Source organism: Streptomyces sp. NPDC031100 (assembly GCF_055570785.1).
This window is the reverse complement of record NZ_JBVIGN010000015.1, coordinates 1-16,724: the sequence shown is the minus strand read 5'-3', so window position 1 is coordinate 16,724 and position 16,724 is coordinate 1. Positions and strand designations below refer to the sequence as shown.

Annotated in this window: 14 protein-coding genes and 4 pseudogenes; 6 read left to right on the top strand and 12 right to left on the bottom strand. The window is 69.5% G+C overall.

The window, feature by feature from the left end; all coding sequences use genetic code 11:
• Positions 1-46 precede the first annotated feature (46 nt).
• Together ACZ5DS_RS34115 and ACZ5DS_RS34110 are read left to right on the top strand one after the other, a co-directional pair.
• Positions 47-796: a hypothetical protein gene (locus ACZ5DS_RS34115; protein WP_468246327.1), complete on the top strand. Its 750-nt coding sequence runs from the start codon at positions 47-49 to the stop codon at positions 794-796.
• Between the two features lie 122 nt (positions 797-918).
• Positions 919-1,119, top strand: a complete 201-nt coding sequence (locus ACZ5DS_RS34110) for a hypothetical protein (protein WP_468246325.1) — start codon at positions 919-921, stop codon at positions 1,117-1,119.
• Positions 1,120-1,193: 74 nt separating this feature from the next.
• Here the strand turns inward: ACZ5DS_RS34110 and ACZ5DS_RS34105 are convergent, their stop codons facing one another.
• Complete coding sequence (locus tag ACZ5DS_RS34105) at positions 1,194-2,066, bottom strand: hypothetical protein (protein WP_468246324.1); 873 nt, start codon at positions 2,064-2,066, stop codon at positions 1,194-1,196.
• On the bottom strand, positions 2,063-2,308 hold the full coding sequence (locus tag ACZ5DS_RS34100; RefSeq protein ID WP_468246321.1) for a hypothetical protein: 246 nt from the start codon (positions 2,306-2,308) through the stop codon (positions 2,063-2,065). The genes ACZ5DS_RS34105 and ACZ5DS_RS34100 overlap by 4 nt, the downstream gene beginning before the upstream one ends.
• Positions 2,309-2,801: 493 nt before the next feature.
• Between ACZ5DS_RS34100 and ACZ5DS_RS34095 the strand changes: the two genes are divergently transcribed.
• Positions 2,802-3,044, top strand: a complete 243-nt coding sequence (locus ACZ5DS_RS34095; protein ID WP_468246319.1) for a hypothetical protein — start codon at positions 2,802-2,804, stop codon at positions 3,042-3,044.
• Between the two features lie 64 nt (positions 3,045-3,108).
• Here ACZ5DS_RS34095 and ACZ5DS_RS34090 read toward each other — a convergent pair whose 3' ends face one another.
• The 7 genes and pseudogenes from ACZ5DS_RS34090 to ACZ5DS_RS34060 form a co-directional block, all read right to left on the bottom strand.
• A complete protein-coding gene (locus tag ACZ5DS_RS34090) occupies positions 3,109-4,047 on the bottom strand; it encodes a helix-turn-helix domain-containing protein (RefSeq protein WP_468246318.1) in 939 nt (312 codons plus the stop codon).
• Between the two features lie 10 nt (positions 4,048-4,057).
• The gene (locus ACZ5DS_RS34085; RefSeq protein WP_468246315.1) at positions 4,058-4,345 is read right to left on the bottom strand and encodes a hypothetical protein; all 288 of its coding nucleotides are present in this window, start codon (positions 4,343-4,345) and stop codon (positions 4,058-4,060) included.
• A gap of 648 nt (positions 4,346-4,993) precedes the next feature.
• Complete coding sequence (locus ACZ5DS_RS34080) at positions 4,994-6,130, bottom strand: PDDEXK family nuclease (RefSeq protein WP_468246313.1); 1,137 nt, start codon at positions 6,128-6,130, stop codon at positions 4,994-4,996.
• A gap of 424 nt (positions 6,131-6,554) precedes the next feature.
• Positions 6,555-6,781, bottom strand: a pseudogene (locus ACZ5DS_RS34075) (proteasome accessory factor PafA2 family protein); the annotation flags it as partial.
• A 166-nt stretch (positions 6,782-6,947) separates the two neighbouring features.
• Positions 6,948-7,334 (bottom strand): annotated as a pseudogene (locus ACZ5DS_RS34070) (proteasome accessory factor PafA2 family protein); the annotation flags it as partial.
• A 36-nt stretch (positions 7,335-7,370) separates the two neighbouring features.
• Positions 7,371-9,003 (bottom strand): annotated as a pseudogene (gene arc, locus ACZ5DS_RS34065) (proteasome ATPase).
• 56 nt (positions 9,004-9,059) lie between these two features.
• Positions 9,060-9,590: a hypothetical protein gene (locus ACZ5DS_RS34060; RefSeq protein WP_468246312.1), complete on the bottom strand. Its 531-nt coding sequence runs from the start codon at positions 9,588-9,590 to the stop codon at positions 9,060-9,062.
• Between the two features lie 450 nt (positions 9,591-10,040).
• On the opposite strand from ACZ5DS_RS34060, the gene ctaE reads away from it, so the two are divergent.
• Positions 10,041-10,652, top strand: coding sequence for an aa3-type cytochrome oxidase subunit III (gene ctaE, locus ACZ5DS_RS34055; protein ID WP_468246310.1), 612 nt, complete (start codon positions 10,041-10,043; stop codon positions 10,650-10,652).
• Between the two features lie 79 nt (positions 10,653-10,731).
• A pseudogene (locus ACZ5DS_RS34050) lies at positions 10,732-11,133 on the top strand (c-type cytochrome); the annotation flags it as partial.
• 159 nt (positions 11,134-11,292) lie between these two features.
• Here ACZ5DS_RS34050 and ACZ5DS_RS34045 read toward each other — a convergent pair.
• From ACZ5DS_RS34045 to ACZ5DS_RS34035, 3 genes are all read right to left on the bottom strand, one after another.
• Positions 11,293-11,823, bottom strand: a complete 531-nt coding sequence (locus ACZ5DS_RS34045; RefSeq protein WP_468246308.1) for a hypothetical protein — start codon at positions 11,821-11,823, stop codon at positions 11,293-11,295.
• A 5-nt stretch (positions 11,824-11,828) separates the two neighbouring features.
• On the bottom strand, positions 11,829-14,294 hold the full coding sequence (locus tag ACZ5DS_RS34040; RefSeq protein ID WP_468246306.1) for a hypothetical protein: 2,466 nt from the start codon (positions 14,292-14,294) through the stop codon (positions 11,829-11,831).
• Positions 14,295-14,743: 449 nt separating this feature from the next.
• Positions 14,744-15,571, bottom strand: coding sequence for a hypothetical protein (locus tag ACZ5DS_RS34035; RefSeq protein WP_468246305.1), 828 nt, complete (start codon positions 15,569-15,571; stop codon positions 14,744-14,746).
• A gap of 451 nt (positions 15,572-16,022) precedes the next feature.
• On the opposite strand from ACZ5DS_RS34035, the gene ACZ5DS_RS34030 reads away from it, so the two are divergent.
• On the top strand, positions 16,023-16,289 hold the full coding sequence (locus ACZ5DS_RS34030; protein ID WP_468246302.1) for a hypothetical protein: 267 nt from the start codon (positions 16,023-16,025) through the stop codon (positions 16,287-16,289).
• Positions 16,290-16,724: the final 435 nt, after the last annotated feature.

Sequence of the window (16,724 nt, the reverse complement as noted above, 5' to 3'; positions counted from 1 at the left end):
CGAGGACTGGCTGGTCGACCGTACAAAAGGCGACCCAGCCGCCGGCGTGATGGAAGATTCAGGGGCTCCCCTGTGGCTGCTGCGTACACCGGCCGCCTGGTGTGCTCGCGCCCCCCGCAGCGCCTCCCGGCACGCCTGTGAACTGTATGCCTCGTGGGTCGCAGACGGCCGCCTGCTGGCCTTCCCCTACCGAAGCCGGCAGGCCTTCTGGCCGCTCCAGCGCCAGCAGGGCACGTTCGAACCCGTTCCCGGCTTCGAACCCGTGGCCGCCGCAGCCGCCGGGCTGCGCCCCGACAAGATCACCGGCTTCATCGAGGCCGTCCTCATCGACTGGAGCCACACCTTCGCCGAGGAGCCCTCCTTGCGGATCGCTCTGGACCTCCCCGCTGACCGGGCACACCGCTTCGGCTTCATTACCGCCGAGGAACAGCACCGGGCCATGGCCGAAGCCCGCGCCATGACCGTGAAGATCACGGACGACGTCATCGCCTGGGCCGCAGAGAACGAGACCAGCCCGCTTCACCTGCTGAAGCTGAAGGACGCGCGTGGCAACGCCCGTGAGTTCCACCGCCTCACCCGGAACTACCCCCGGCACAAGAGGCCCAAGTTCCACGTGGCCCGGGCCACGTGGACATGGCCCGGGGGATCGGTGGCCGCGGAACTCGCTGCCGGCACCCCGCCCGACCTCGTCCAGTGGCTAGCTACTGCGGCCCACAGCCGAAGCTCTCTGATCCTTGAGCAGGCGATGGAGCAGGCCTGGGACCGTGCCTTCGATCAGTACGGATTCCGCATGTGACACCCACCGATACACAGAAGGCCCCTCGCTCCTTTGAGTTGGATGCACGCTCGACGCACAATCCGGGCACGGCTTTTGCGCACCGCCATCGGTGCGCCCGTCTGAATGGGGGAGACCTCGCAATGAACCGACCGCTGATGTCATTTCTGGCCACCGGCGTCACCAGCACAGTGGTAGCGCTGACCGGTGCACCGTGGTGGCGGACCGCCGCGGCCTTCGGCTGCCTCGGGCTGGGCCTGGTCGTCATCGCGCTGCATTCGGTCTTCCCCCAGGAGTCCGCTCACCGGCTCGCCTGGTGGCGTGACCGCCGCCGGCAGCGGTAGACCCTGACGGAGGTGGCCGTGCGCACCGCTGAGAGTGGAAGTGCCGGCCGGAGCCCAGGAGGAAGACGGCTGGGTCAGCGGCCGACCTCGTCGGCGGAGCGGGCGCGCTCGAGGTACGCGGCCAGCTCGGCGCGCAGGTCGCCCTGGACGCTGGCCGCCAGCCTCGTCTGTCGCTCCAGCTCGTCGAACTCGGCTTCGGTGAGCGAGTCGATCCAGGCGACCCTGCGCCGGTGCTCGGCCTCTTCCTCGTCACGCAGCTGCTGGTCGTACCAGTCGAGTTCGGGCTCCGCGAGCCACGACCGGACGGTCTCATCCTGGTGGCGCCGCACCTCGAGCCACTCGTACATCGCGCACGGGTAGGAGGACACCGGCCCAGGCGGCCCGGACAGGATCCTTGCGCGACCGTCCAGCAGGGCCCGGGTGGCCTTCTCGCCGGCACCGATGGCGGCCGCGAAGTCGATCAGCAGCTGCTCACTGGCCAGCCCCCGACCGTTCAGGGCGTTGTCGAGAGCCCTGCGGGAGAACCGGCCTCCGCCCGCGGCGACGATCGCGCCCGGGGTGGGACCGCCGGCGGCGGCGCCCATGAGGGCCATGGCCCTGCCCATCCCGGACAGGGTGGTGAACCGGCCCGGTACATACCGGTTCCCGGCCGCCAGGACCGGCTGAGGGCGGACGGCGGCCGCGGCCGCCTCCCACAACAGGCCGGCCTTGGCCACGTCGGCAGCAGCCCCCCGGGCAAAGGCCAGAACGGTGGACCGCCTGGGCAGCCCACTGCCCAAGGTCAGAGCTCGCCGCAGGGTCTTGTCGGAGACAGGCATCCCGGCCTTCGCCGCGCGGCGGACGATGCGGTCGAAGGTCCATCTGCCCTTGGCGTTACGCATCCAGCCGCGCAGCTCGGTCAGTTCCACCGGCTCACCCGTCCGCCTGCCGATCCGACCCGCGCTCATTCCCGGCTTCCCGAGGCGAGCATGGCGAGCAGGCGGCTCGCGCAGCCGGGCAGCAGCAGGAGACAGACCGCCGCGACAAGCGCCGTCAGGACGGCAGGAATCGGGCGCTGAAGGATGGCGAGCACGGTCACCGCGGCGATGGAGGCGATGAGGACACAGGCCTCACCGCCTCCCAGACGCCGGATCGCGGCCGGGGCGGCCGACTGGGCGCCGGCGGCGCCGGTCGACGGGGGCACGAGCATGACGGTATCTCCTGGTGCGTGGGCTGGAATGTCGAACGGCCGCGGGCTGGCGGGACTTCGCCCGGCGCGGTGAGCCGATGGTGGCAGCGCGCGGACCGCGAGTGCGAGCCGATCACACAGAACCCGGAAACGACGTACCTTTCACGTTCGACGCATCAACACAGGTCAGACGCCAGAACCGGTCATAAGGGCCGCCCCGCCCGGAGCGGATGGCCCCCCGCCTCCGAGCGCTGGCGATCCACCCGCCGTCCGCCTGGACGCAGCCGTGTGCCGGTTGAGTGAATCCGGGAGCGGAGCGCGCCCGCCGCCCGGCGCGCTCCGACCACCGGGCAAGATCTGCCGTCCGCACCGTCCACCGCCTGCCGACCGTTCACCAGCCTCCGGGCTGCGCGAGACGGTAAGGGTGCAGACGCCCTACATTCCCGCCCGTCCGGAACCGGCAGACCGTCTTCACCCCGAAGGCACCGGTATGCGGGCCGAAAGGAACAGCACCGTGAAGAACATAGAAGACGGCCTCACCGTCCACGACGGACATGCCTACGGACCGCTCGCAGAAGCTGCGCTGCGCCGTGCGGCCACCGGCCGCCTACGGCTCGACCGGCTTCAGCACGAGGCCTTCGACCTGAGCGACGGCCAGTTGCGCTACGAGGTCTACCGCATCGTCCGGTACGTCACCCAAGGAGCACCCAGCGCCAACCAGATCTTCCCGGGAGATCCGCCGCGGTACCCGTCTTGAGCTCACCGTCCCGGGCCGGCTGCCCAGCGCCTGACCTGACCGCGCCGCCGCGTCAGCCGGCTGATTATCGAGCGGGCGCCCCGGTGGCGTCATCGGGGGCTGCCGCAGGCGACGGACGCCTGGACACGGACAGGGCGTCACCGGCGGGCGACGCAGTCGCAAGGACTGCCTCGAGCTGGGCGGGCCGGGTGTCGGCACCGAACAGTCGGCGGGTGGTGCGGAAGAACTGCTGGAAAGCGATGGGAGCGACGCCATTGCGCTGGGACTGCTCGGCATAGACGTAGGCCACGCCGACGGTGAGGGCTGTCTCGACGTCCACGGTGGACAGCCTGTCCAGCAGACTTCGGTACGAAGGGCTGATCTTGTCGGTGTAGTGGGCGAGTTCGTCGGGGCGGGCGGCGGCCCGGTGCCGCGTCCGCGGGGGTCCGGGACGCTCGCCGCGTCCGGCGACGATCCGCTGGTAGGCCCGAACGTACAGGCGCTGCTCCGCCGGACTGATCCCGCACGCCATCAGGTATGTCACCAGCTGCTCGGTGCTGGCCGGCAGGCCTTTTCGGTGCACCCACCGCCACACGCTCGTCACCGGCAGCGGAGGCCGGTGCGTCACGCGGCGGCTGAACTCGCGCAGAGCGGGCGCGCCGTCCTGCTCGTACATTGCCGCGAGCGCCAGGCCGAGGTCGTCTGCGCTGTGAAGGAGCGCGGGGGAGGGCGCACTCAGGGAGCGCAGCCGGCCGCGCTGGGCGATACGGCCGTAGCGACGCAACAGCCGTGCCCGGGCCAGGTCTTCGGGGCTTGCACGGCAGGCCCGTACGTAGGCGTCGAGGACGCTGGGCGATGGCGCCGCGATGCCGGACTCGGCGCGCTGGACGGCCGTGCGGGAGATGGCGGCGACGTCGGCGAGGGCGCGCTGGGGCAGTCGCGCGGCACGGCGCAGGCCGATGAGGTGCTTGGCGAGAGCCGCGAACGGGCGCTTGGGAGCGCAGGCAAGGGCAGAGCGGGACACATCCGCCCCCCTACTTGCCCGCGCCGGAGCGCACAGCGGCCTCGACCATCACGGCCGCCAGGCGGCGGCCTCCGCGCGCCAGCGTGAGGGTGCCCGCGCCGATCGCTCCCAGGCCGCCCACGAGCGCGAAGACGGTGCTGAGGGAGGTACCGGCGAGGAACAGGCCGCTGCCCAGTGCTTGGAGGGCGATCAGCAGGATCAACGCGTGCGTGGGCCCCAGATGCCCGGTGGAGTCCGCCGCGCAGGTGCAGAGCCGACTCGGGCCGCCGGAGCGGGCAAGAGGGCCGTGTTCGTTCATGGTGGAGGGGTCCGTCCTGACAGGGCCGTCGGCGGATACGCCGGGGCCGGGAGGCTACTGGTCGCAAAAGGGGTGCAGACACGGGCAGTTGGCCCTGCCGAGAGCGGCTGCGCGGCAGACAGTCTTCCACCCGTCAGCCCCCCTCCGCCCGCCACCGGTGGGCGATATGTCCGCTCTGCGGCATCACGGCTTCGCTGGTGTTCCGTGCTCCGCGGGAGACCTGCCGGGCGTTGTCGGCCACAAGCGCCGCCCCTCCAGCAGCGGACAGCCGCATGCCTCCCACACCTGCCCCGGCCCGCCGTTTGTTCCAGCCGGCTTGCGGCCTAGACCCCTCAGAAGGACGGTAGCCACATCACAGCACCGACGGCCCGCCGCCGGTGCTCCTGACACGGCTACTGGTCGCACACCCGAAACCGCATCAGGACCTCGGCAAGCGCGTTGGCCCGCGCCTGCCCCTCCTCAGGCCGACACCGCCCGCGGTGCCGGCCTGAGGACCTCACCCGGTCACTGCGACGTAGATGAAGCGCCTGCTCAGACACGCACGGTGGCCAAATGCCCAACCGGGCAGCGAACCAGCTCCTTCAAGATCATTCAGTCGGACGACGAGGGCCATCGTCCACACAAGTGGTCCCGCTCAGCGGCGGCGATCTACAAGGCCGGTTTCCGGTGTCGGGCGAGGAGTTCGGTGAAGAAGTCCGCCACCAGTTCTCCGCCGTGCGGCTGGCAGAGCTCCCAGCCGCCGAAGCGGTAGATCTCGTACCCGGCCAGCCGCAGCCGCCGGTCCTCGGCGACCATCTCCGCGTACAGCCGCGGCACGGCGGTATGGGTGATCCGCCCCTTCTCGTCGGGCGGTTTCGGCTGTCCGTAGTGCTGGACGCCGTCGACCTCGATGACGATGCGGGAGCGGTCCGGGGCCAGTAGCAGGAAGTCCATCCGCTGCCGGGGCAGCGCGCCGGACTGCTTGCCGCTGCGGCGGGTGTACGGGTCGTAGTGAAGGTAGACCTGCGGGATCAGCGCGGGCAGGTCGAAGCCGCCGTCCTCGGCGTAGCGGGCACAGTACGTCCGCATCACCAGCTGCTCAGGTACGGAGTCCAGCGACCGGTACAGACGCCGGTACAAGCCGCTCGCGGCGGTCTTCTCGTCCGCACCGTTCTGGTGGTTCTTCGTCCACCAGGCGACCATCTGCCGCCAGGTGAGCCCCTGCGGCGGCAGCGGATCGGTGAACACCAGGCACGTGTGCGCGTTGCGGACGATTTCCACGTCGTTGTTCACCGCGTCCCGCAGCACGAGCTCGGGCTTCTCGCCGTCGGCGGCGAAGATCAGGTTCTTGAAGCTGCCCGCCGGACCGTTGCGGAACCGGCTCTCGTACTCCAGCTCCTGCAGTTCCTCCAGCGCGTCCCTGGTCGGGCCGAGGATCTCCTCCACGCAGTCCCGGCGGGCCTTCCAGCTGCCGCTCATACCGTTGTCACGCCAGTAGGTACCGAATCCGCGCGGGCCGTCGAACGCCCTGAACGGCCACGCCGGTGGCTCGAGGGCGAGACGTTCGATCACGGCGCGGTGGGCCTTGATGACGACGGGCACGGTGTCGTTGTTCAGGTGCATGTCCCGGCCGTCGGTCCCGTAGGAGACGAAGTCGCCGTACAGGAGCCGGGTCAGCGCGATCGCCACGTCCAGATCGGTGTGACCGTCCGGGGGGTCGAACCTCAGGGACTCGATCAGCCCCACGTCGAGCACCCACGACTCGGCCCATCCGTCGCCGCTACTGAAGAACGCTCCCAGCTCCACACCACACCCCCGCCTGTGATCCTTCCTGGACATCGTCGGTTGTGGACAACGCGGCCACCAGATGGCGTGCGAATTGCTGCGTGGGGCGGCCGTGTGGAGCGGTACTGCCATGGCGGGCGGCGGCCGCTGTAGTGCGACGGGAAGTCGAACTGGCCGGCTCGGCCGCCAGAGCGCCTGCTTGGTGTAAGGGGTGAGAAAGAAGAAGAGCACCTACAACATGTTCGTCACCGGTCTTCGTGTCGTACTGGGGTGGTTGAGGAGGATGGAGGCACCGAGCGAACCGGCTTGGTCTGCCCGCCGGCGTCCACACAGAACGTTCCTCGATGTAAGAAGGTCTCCGCGAGCCCCCTCAAGCAACCTGGTGACGCTCGCAGCGACCGGACACTCACCGCGGTCCAGTTGCAGATGAAGTTCTACGAACTGGCAGGCGGTGCAGTGTCCCTACGGGCTGGTCGGGTCCACCGCGATGAAGTTGTCCTCGATCATGGACAGGACGAGGGCGGTGGCGCCCAGCTTCACGTACGTCGAGATCTCGGAGAGGCTCGGGTCCTCGTCCACGGTGATCACGTGGAGGTGGTGACATTTCTCCGTGTCCGCGTACGGCTCGTCCCGGGTGTTGATGATCGGGCGCTGCAGCGTCGTCTCCGGGCCGATTTGCGCAACCGTTGACGCCGTACGACATCACTCCGTGCGGGAGAGGACAGGCCGCCGCTGTTTTCCGCCCTACTGCTTCCTGACCACCTCGGTGAGGTCGGCGGTGCGCGCGGCGGGCGGGGCCTGACCTGGCTGAGGCAGACGCGTCCGGCGCTGAGGAGAGATTCATCAGGTAGTTCTCGTGCGTGCCGTAGGAGGCGCCCTTGTTGTCGGTGTTGTTCTTGTAGAGGTGGATCGGCTGGGCGCCGGGGAGCTGGGCGGCCCGCTCGGCGGCCTCGGCCATGGTCCGCTCGCCGGCCTTGTCCCAGAGGACGGCGTCGCGGGGGTTGGTCACCTCGGGGGCGCTGTACTCGGGGTGGGCGTGGTCCACGTAGAGCCGCGCACGGTTGGTGAGGATCACGTTGGCGAGGCCGATGCCCTCGTCGGTGAGCTGGCTGGCGTCGGCGGCCTCCCGGGCGAGGTCGAAGCCCCGGGCGTCGCGCAGCGGGTTCTCCTCCTCGAAGTCCGAGCGGGCCCGGTGCATCGCCGCCGCGTAGGCGTTGACGAGTCGGCAGGCCCAGTGAGGGCACCCGCAGCCGTCCTGCGCTTACAGGTACTGACCGGTATTCGCCACCGTGTCGATGGAGCGGCCGGTGTCCGCACCCTGCTTTCCGGTGATGAGCGTGCGGATGTACACGATCCGTTCGCCCTTCTTTCCGGAGATCCGGGCCCAGTCGTCGGGGTTGGTGGTGTTGGGCAGGTCCTCGTTCTCCTTGAACTCGTCCACGCAGGCCTGGAGCAGGTGGGAGACGCGGAGGCCCTTCTGGATCTTTTTGGCGCGGCCCACGACGTTCTCGATCATGGCCCCGGAGTTGAAGTCCTCGGATTCGGCGTACATGTGCTCGACCGCTGTCTGGATCACGCTCTGGGCGGTCGTCTCCTTGCTGCCGCCGTGCTCGCCGAGGTCGTCGGAGTGCAGCGGGAGCCGCTCGGTGAGGTACTTGCCGAAGATGTCCTTGGCCGCCTCGGCGTCGGGACGCTCGATCTTGATCTTCACGTCGAGCCGGCCGGGGCGCAGGATGGCGGGGTCGATCATGTCCTCGCGGTTGGAGGCGCCGATCACGACCACGTTCTGCAGGCCTTCCACGCCGTCGATCTCGGCGAGCAGCTGGGGGACGATGGTGTTCTCCACGTCGGAGCTGACGCCGGAGCCGCGGGTGCGGAAGAGGGACTCCATCTCGTCGAAGAAGTTCTCACGTGCACGCTGGAAGACGAGGCGGATCTGCCGCTCGGTTGAGCAGCTCGGGGCCCTTGATGTTGAGGAAGAAGCTCTTGCCTGCGGCCTGGCCGGTCACCTCGGCGACCTTCTTGGCGAGCGAGTTGGCGACGGCCTTGGCGATCAACGTTTTGCCGCAGCCGGGGGGCCCGTAGAGCAGGACGCCCTTCGGGGAACGCAGCTCGTGCTCCTTGAAGAGGTCCGGGTAGAGGTACGGCAGCTCGACGGCGTCGCGGATGGCCTCGATCTGGTTGCCGAGGCCGCCGATCTGCTCGTAGCCGATGTCGGGGACCTCTTCGAGGACGAGTTCCTCGACCTCGCTCTTGGGCACGACCTCGTAGACGTAGCCGGAGCGGGGTTCGAGCAGGAGGGCGTCGCCGGGGCGGATGGTGACGTCCAGCAGCGGCTCCGCGAGCCGCACCACCCGCTCCTCGTCGGTGTGCCCGAGTACCAGGGCGCGCTCGCCGTCCTCGAGGATCTCCTTGAGGGTGACGATGTCCCCGACGCTCTCGTACTCCATGGCCTCGACCACGTTGAGCGCCTCGTTGAGCATGACCTCCTGGCCGCGCCTGAGGTCGTCGAGTTCGACGCTCGGGCTGACGTTCACCCGCAGTTTGCGACCGCCGGTGAAGATGTCGGCCGTGCCGTCCTCGTTGGCCTGCAGGAAGACACCGAAGCCGGCCGGCGGCTGGGCGAGCCGGTCGACCTCCTCCTTGAGGGCCACGATCTGGTCGCGGGCCTCGCGGAGCGTGTTGGCCAGTCGCTCGTTCTGCGCGGAGACGCCGGCCAGGTTGGTCTGCAGCTCGACGATCCGCTCTTCGAGAATCCTCGTGTGTCGCGGAGAGTCGGCGAGCTTGCGTCGCAGGACGGCGATCTCCTGCTCAAGGTAGGCGATCTGCCCGGCCGGGTCGTCGGACCCTCGTCCCGGGCGGATACCGCGATGAGACTTCACAGCGGTGCCGATCCACCGTCAAGCCCTACCGCAGCGCTTGGCACAGCAGGGCTTCAACGGGGTGCGCCCTACAGACGGCGCCGGGGGCCCCTGCTCCGAAGGAAAACGAGCCAGAAGATGAGCAGCGGGATGAGGAACAAGAAGGCGATGAAGACGAGCATGTGCATGAAGAGCCTCGGAGATCGCGGCGGCTCCGGACCCGTAGGCGCTGGCGGCTGGGTCTGCAGCTGCTGGGCCGCCGTGATCGCGGCATAGGCCGCGGCCCAGTCGAAGAGCATCGGGATAGAGCCGCCTGCGAGGGCCCCGACAAAGACCACGATGTCGATGATCGGTAGATGGAGCGGCACCGCACAGACTGCCGTGATGCCGCACAGCATGATCATGATGGCGGTGAAGATGTACATCGGCGCCGGCCCGGGGCGGAGCCGGTTCCAGAACAGGACGTACGGAGCGACAGGCCCCAGACAGGCGCCGGTTTCAGCCAGCGTGAGACCGCCCAACAGCAGCGCCATCGAGAGGCCGAGTAGAGCCGCGATCACGAGCATGTACGCGATCGCAGCGCCGAAGGTGGTACGCGTGATAGAACCGTGGTACGGCATGACGGATCCCCTTCCAGGGAGTCGTTGTCCGAGGGCTGGCCGCCCTGATCTTGGCGAGACGTGCGGCCAGCCCTTGCTTCGTGGATGACGAGGTGCGGAAGACCTCCTCTCCCTGACCTTCTTCGGCCCTTGGAATTCGCTCTTGCGAACCTATCGGCGAAGAGCGACGCCGAGACCGACGTGCCCCCCTCACAGCTTCGTGAGGTTGGCCGGTGATGTCGTCCTACTGCTGTCCTCCACCTAGGGGTAGCTGGACGCTTCCAGACCCTACCTGGGTGGGTGTCGATTGAAACCCCTAGATCACACAGTCCTTCCTCCTCCCTTCGCGGTTTGGCGTGAGGGCACGTTACGCCCCTGAACACCTCGTCAACACCCGCTCCGGGGGCTGTAACACTCCGAACGGCACCCCCCGGAGTGAGGGCGGGATAAGCGACCGACATAACGTCGGTCGTGGCGACAGCAACGACAGTAGATACCGGGCACGCGCACCCGTCGGTCAACCGGCCGAACCTCACCAGCGTCGGAACCATCATCTGGCTGAGTTCCGAGCTGATGTTCTTCGCGGCCCTCTTCGCGATGTACTTCACCCTGCGATCGGTGACGGGTCCTGATCACTGGAAGGAAATGGCCGAGGCCCTGAACTTCCCGTTCTCGGCCACGAACACCACGATCCTGGTGCTCTCCTCCCTCACCTGCCAGCTCGGCGTGTTCGCCGCCGAGCGCGGTGATGTGAAGAAGCTCCGGATGTGGTTCATCGTCACCTTCGTGATGGGTGCGATCTTCATCGGCGGCCAGGTCTTCGAGTACACCGAGCTGGTGAAGAAGGACGGGCTCTCGCTCTCCTCCGACCCGTACGGCTCGGTCTTCTACCTGGCCACCGGCTTCCACGGCCTGCACGTGACGGGCGGCCTCATCGCGTTCCTGCTGGTCCTCGGCCGGACGTACGCGGCCCGCAGGTTCACCCACGAGCAGGCGACCGCCGCCATCGTTGTGTCCTACTACTGGCACTTCGTCGATGTCGTCTGGATCGGCCTCTTCGCCACGATCTACATGATCAAGTAACCGGGCCCGTCCCCGCGCGCGTTCATCCGCGCACCTCCCAGAAGCATCGACGCAGAAGATCCTGACACCGGGGTAATCCGTGAAAAAGCTCTCCGCACGACGACGCCATCCGCTGGCGGCGCTCGTCGTCCTCCTCCTCGCGCTGGCGTGCACGGGGGGGGGCTGTACGCCGCGTTCGCCGAGATCGACCAGCTCGCCGCGTTCATCTCCTCCCTCGGTGCCGGCCCCTCCGTGCCGACCGAGGACCAGTACGGCCCCGAGGGCGCGGACATCGCCAAGGCCGCGAGCTCTTCCGCAACAACTGCGCGCATGCCTCAACTCCATCGGCAAGGGCGGTGCGCTGACGCACGGCAAGTACGCCCCGACGCTGGAGGGCGTGGACCCGAAGCACCTCTACGAGGCCATGCAGACCGGCCCGCAGAACATGCCGTCGTTCCCCGACACCACGCTGTCGGAGCAGAACAAGAAGGACATCATCGCGTCGCCGCACACCTGACGACGGTCTCGCGCCGCACCGACGTCCCTAGGCCTCGGTGCGGCCCCTGCTGAGCTCTGCCCCCACGCCCACCGGCAGGGTGCTCCCCGGCACGCCTTTAAGCGGCGGCCGGGGGGCACCCGTTCGCGGAGCGGGTCCGGTCCGTCAGGCCGGTGCCGCCGAGTGGTCACCGGTGTCGTCCCCGGCCGGCCGGGGACGGCCGACGCGGAGCGCGGGCCGGGAGGTGACCAGGGCGAGCCACTGCTCCTGAGTGACCGCGGGCCACGTACGCGGGCCCATGCGGCCGCGAAGCCCGATCAGGTCGGCGGCCCAGCCCTCGGCGGCCTTGATCGCCTGCGGTGGGCTGAACGGATCGGCCTCCACGACGAACACCCCCGCGTAGACGCGGGAGCGCTCGGGATGACGGAAGTGATCCCGCAGCCGGGCGCCGACTCCGCCGTCGCGGTGTGCCTTGCCCAGCCACCGCAGCCGCCCGTCGACGTCGACCACCAGGTACAGCCCGGCCAGTACGTCGTCCAGCTCCGCGAGGGTGTGCGCACGGCGCTCGGGGACGAGGCTGTGCGGAGCGGGCCAGTCGCCGCGTGCGAGTGGTCCCAGCGCCGTCCGCGCATGGCGGAGCGTGCGCCCGTCGACCACCGGCCCGGGGACCGGCTCGGGGCAGCAGTCCGAAGGCACGGAGCTCACAGTGACATCACCGCCAGGGCGGCCGCGTCCAGCAGCTGGGTGATCTCCACGCCCTGCTTCTTGATCTCGCCGAGTTCCTCTGCGTACAGGATCCGCGCGTCCGGGTGTTCCTTCTGGGCACCGGCCTCCTCGCGGGCCTGCACAGCGTCCTCGATGTGCCTCAGGAGCGTGCGTAGCTGTTCCGCGGCGGTGGCGACGCTGTCCTTGCTGCTGTCCACCATGGAGGTCAGGTCCGAGCGCAGGCGGGTCATGCGGGTGAGCGCGTCCTCCGGGATCTCCTCGTCGAGCTCCACGGCCGACGTACTGTTCTCCTCGCCCTTCTCGCTCTCGTCGCCAGTGGAGTCGTCCACGGGAGACTCGGCGGTCTTACGCTTCCTTGAGGACGCGATCTTGGGGAAGGTCGTGTCGAACCACCCCTTGTCGGCGAGTGTGCCCTCGCGCGGGTTGCCGTGCGCGTCGGGTGCCCAGAACGTGCCCGGCACGAGGTCGGCCCCACCCGCGCACTCGGGGGCCCGCAGGACCGCCTCGGCGAACGCGATGAGCAGCTCGCGCGTCACACCCTCCGGAGGGGCGGTGTAGGCGTTCACCAGCGCCTGGACCGCGTTGACGGGCGTGCGTCGCACGCCCTTGCGGTCCTCGCCCTTCTCGGATCCCTGCCCGGCGGTGACGAACGGCTCGGGCGCGTTGATCAACCCGGGCACGAGGTGCTGCCGCACCATGACCTCCCAGGCCTCGGCATCCCCCTGGCGGCAGGCGGTCAGCAGCGAGACGAGGCTCCGCGCGTCCTGCCGCACCCCGTACTGCACGTCGCGCGCGGTGAACAGGCCCCGGGCGGCGAGCGGGTTGCCGCGGTGGGCGAAGTGCTGGGCGACCACGGCCGCCCACATGTCCGTCCGGCGATCGGTCCGGGCCGTGCTCGACTGGGCCCAGGAAGCCTCCTGCAGGGCGGTGCGCACCACCGGCCAGTACCGGCCGGTGGGCATGTGCGCCCGCGGCGGCAGGTTCTCTGGGCGCGGCGGCACTGGAGGAAACACCATCACGGTCGCGCAGCGGACCGCGACATCACGCAGGGTCAGAGGGCTCACCTCATCGCCCGGAGGCAGCAGCACGGCGAGTTCGTCCAGAGCCCGAGCCCCGACCAGGGCGTCGGAGATCGCGTCCTCGTCCAGGTCCCCGGCCCGGAGGCGGCCCTGGGCGACCTCCTTGGCGAGCAGCTCGCCCAGCACACCCTTGGCCTGGTAGGCCTTGACCAGGGTCGACCACAGCCCCAGGCTGCGGTCCATGTCGCCGTAGTTCAGCTGGCCGCGCAGATGGTCGTGCACGTTCAGCTGGCGCAGAGACTCCTCCAGCCGCTCCGGAGTCCTGGCGCCGACCACGACTCGGGCGGGCACCTGGGCGATCCGCAGCGCCCGCTCCGCACGCCCTTCCTGATCGCGGTCGGGGTCGGCGTACTCGGTGTTGAGCAGGGTGCTGATCCGGCGCAGGATCTCACCCAGCCCCAGCAGGACCAGCCGCCGGTTCTCCTCCTCCCCCTCCAGCCGCAGTAGATACTGCGGAACCCCGGACAGCAGCTGCTGCGCTACCAGCTCGAAGACCTGCAGGCGGGCATCCCCGCGGTTGTTGCCAGTGACCTGGCGTCCCCGCCAGATGTGCCGCCGGGACCCGTCCCGGCCCACCACCGGGGTCCGCTGCAGCACCACCACGGTGGACTCCCGCTGGCCCTCCTGCACCAGTGACTCCGCCAGGTCGTAGGAACGCAGCCGCGCCCGCCGCTGCAGCATCTCCACGGCGTAGCGCTGCACCTCCACGGCCACCTCCGCACGGACCTCCTCCGTGGTGAGCGCGGCCAGCGGCCCCCCGTCCTCGACGACGGCCCGCACCACCGGCAGCGGACGCCGGCCACCCAGCGCTCGCTCCCGCACCTGAAGCTCCCGCTGCGCACGGGCCAGTTCGTCCTCGGCGTTCTTCACCGCGGCCACCGCCGCGTCCTTCTCAGTCCGAGGCGCGGTCGGGGCCAGAGCCCGCTGGGCCGCCTTCGCCCGCTCCCGCGCCATGGTCCACTCGGCCACCGCCCGCTGCTGGTCGACGAGCTCCTCCATGCGGGACAGGTTGTCGGGCGAGGGATGCAGCCACTCGCTGCGCGTGCGGTCGTTGTTGGCCCAGGGCAGCGTCGCCGCCCCGTGCAGGGCCACATTCAGCAGCAGCAGCGCCCCGTCGGTACCGCGCTGCTCGACGTGGTAGGCGGTCGCGCGCAGGACCCGGCCGTCGCGCCGGCGTTCGATGACGCGCTTGGCCTCGCCCTGGCCGAGCGCCGGGGCGAGCGCTTCGAGCACGGCTTGCCGGGGAACGGGCGCGAAGCCCTCGGCCGCGCACGTGTTGGTGATGGCCTCGTAGAGGTGATCCGCCCACTCAGTGGTGGTCGGATACGGGAAGGGCCCCTCGGGGGCCTTACGGGTAGACATCGAAGCAGACGGTCCTTCTCCCGGAAGCCCTCATGACCCCGGGTGCGAACGAACGCATCCGGCGGTCCTGCCGGGTGCGGCACGCACCCGAGACGCAGGAACTCCGGTCCAGGGAGCACCCGCACGGGCCGCCGTCACCGTCACGTGCTCCGAGCGCGCACCGGCGAAGACCGTCTGCCCCTTCGAGTCCACCACCGGAGACTGGGCGCGCTACCGGCGCCCCCCTGGAACTGAGGCCTTCCGCAGCGCACGGCTCACGCCCTCTCCGCCGACGGCGGCACGGGGCTGGCAGGTCGTCAGGACCACTGACGTGCCCTGACAGGATGCCAGTTACCATATGAGTCAGACAAGTTGCACTAAAGCTCCATGGAGGACGCGCGTAGAGTCACAAGGCCACGCACCGCGGCCATACGGATAACCGAGCCGCCGACCAGCCCCTTCAAGATCTTTCAGCCTGGCTTTCCAAGGGCGTCGACCGCATAACTGCCCACCTTCTGCCTGCCGTTCGTCAGCTCGCGCATGGTGCGCATCCACGTCTCCCCGAAGCCGACGGCCCCCGTCTCGTCGCCGGGGATGCGGAAGATGTTCGGATCCTCTGCGAGCTGCTCCCTCAGTGCCTCGTACAGGTTGCCGAAGGGCGGCTCGAGGCAGACCGCCAGGGACTCGGCGAACTGTCTGGGGGAGGGGTTGACGGCGATGACGTGGTCCAGGACTGGAAACATGCCCCATTCGTCGATCCGTTGCCGCAGCGCGGCCAGTGCCGGCGTGTCCGGCATCAGCAGCCCGTGCAGCACGTACAGCCCGTAGAACCCGCGCAGGCCGATCAGCACCGTGCGCGCCCGCACCAACTCCTCATCGCTCGCCCGCTGAACCTGACCCACTACATCCGCATGCTCTTGGAGCAGCCCCCAGTCCACCGGTGGCCCCTCGCCGCGCTCCGCCGCGCCGAGCGCCTGCGCCCAGTCCTCCACCGTCAGCCCGAACATGCCGAACGCGGCGAACGCCTCGGCCAGCGCATCCGCCCCCACCTCCTGCGCCCCCAGACCGATCGCGGCGACCAGGTGCACCATGCTCTTGAAGTCCGGCCCCTCCGCCTCGACCGGCACGTCCTCGCCCGCTTCGAGCGCCGCGCGCACCAGGGCGGGGTTCGCCGCCCCGCGGTACGGCCCCATGAGCCGTACTGCGACCGCATACAGCGCATCCTGCCCTTCCTCACCCGCCCCGGCAGCGCTGGGAGCAAACTCCACTAGCCGCTGCGACACCGACCTCTCCAACACCCACAGAGAGCCTGACGCACGGCGCCGACCGGGGGCTCCGGCACCTGAACCGCCCCCGGCTGCACGGGCATGCCGGCCTCGGCGAACCACTCCAGCACGGCCAGCCGCCGATCCCGCCCCTGCCGAAGATGCCGCGCCAGCGCCGCCGCGCTCTCCACCACCACAGGATCGACCGCGTCCACCACCGAACCCCGGCCACGCCCGAGACCTCGCCGCCGATGCCGCGGCAACATCCCCGCCCGCCGCCAGCTCTCCAACTGGCTCGCCGTCACCACCACCTCCCGCACGGCAAGTTCACGCACCACCTGCAGATCAGCCGGACTCGGCGCTCCTCGTGCCATGCCCACCATTACAACCCCGAGACGTGCCATTTCCGACGGAAATCCCCCTCTGGCTCACTGGTCTCGAGCACCACCAGCAACCCGCCAACTCCAAGGAATCCAGTCCGACCATGACCCCAAACCACCGAACCCGCACCAGGACGGCCACCGCCCTGACCACCCTGCTCCTCACCATCACCATCACCATCGCAGACGCCCTCCACCACCCCGGCCACCTGGAGAGCATCCTGATCGCCCTCACAGCCACCCTCGGCGCCACCACCGCCACCCTCGCCCTCGCCGCAGCCTTCGCCCCCACCACCGCCCCCCGCACAGCAGCCCGCCACACCCTCGACCTCCTGCTGCGCCTGGTGCCCTGGTACACACCCCGAAACTGATAACAAGGGCAGGAGAGCAACCTGGATGTCTGTGCAGCAAAGCGGAACTGACATCACCACACCCGCCCGGACATCCCGCAGCACAACCTCCCGGGTCTCCAGCCGGGGAGGCATCACCCCCGAATCAGGATTCCCGGAAAGTTCTCTGCGAAGGAAACACCTGCTCCCGGTTCCCTCGCAGCCAGCCGCCCGCGAAGCGGGCTGGGTCCCGGGAGCGCAGCGGACGGACCCTCAAGGCCCCGGGAACCGGGGCCGCGTGAGTCTGCGTCAGCAGACTCACAGGTCCCTGAAGCGCAGCGGAAGGGACCTCGGCTCGAAGCGCAGCGCCGAGCCGGACCTCCCCGCGCAGCGGGGAGGTGTCTCTCCGTCAATCCCCGTGCAGCGCACGGGGATTCCCTTGAACCCTGCACAGCAGGGTTTTACCCGCTCCGCGGG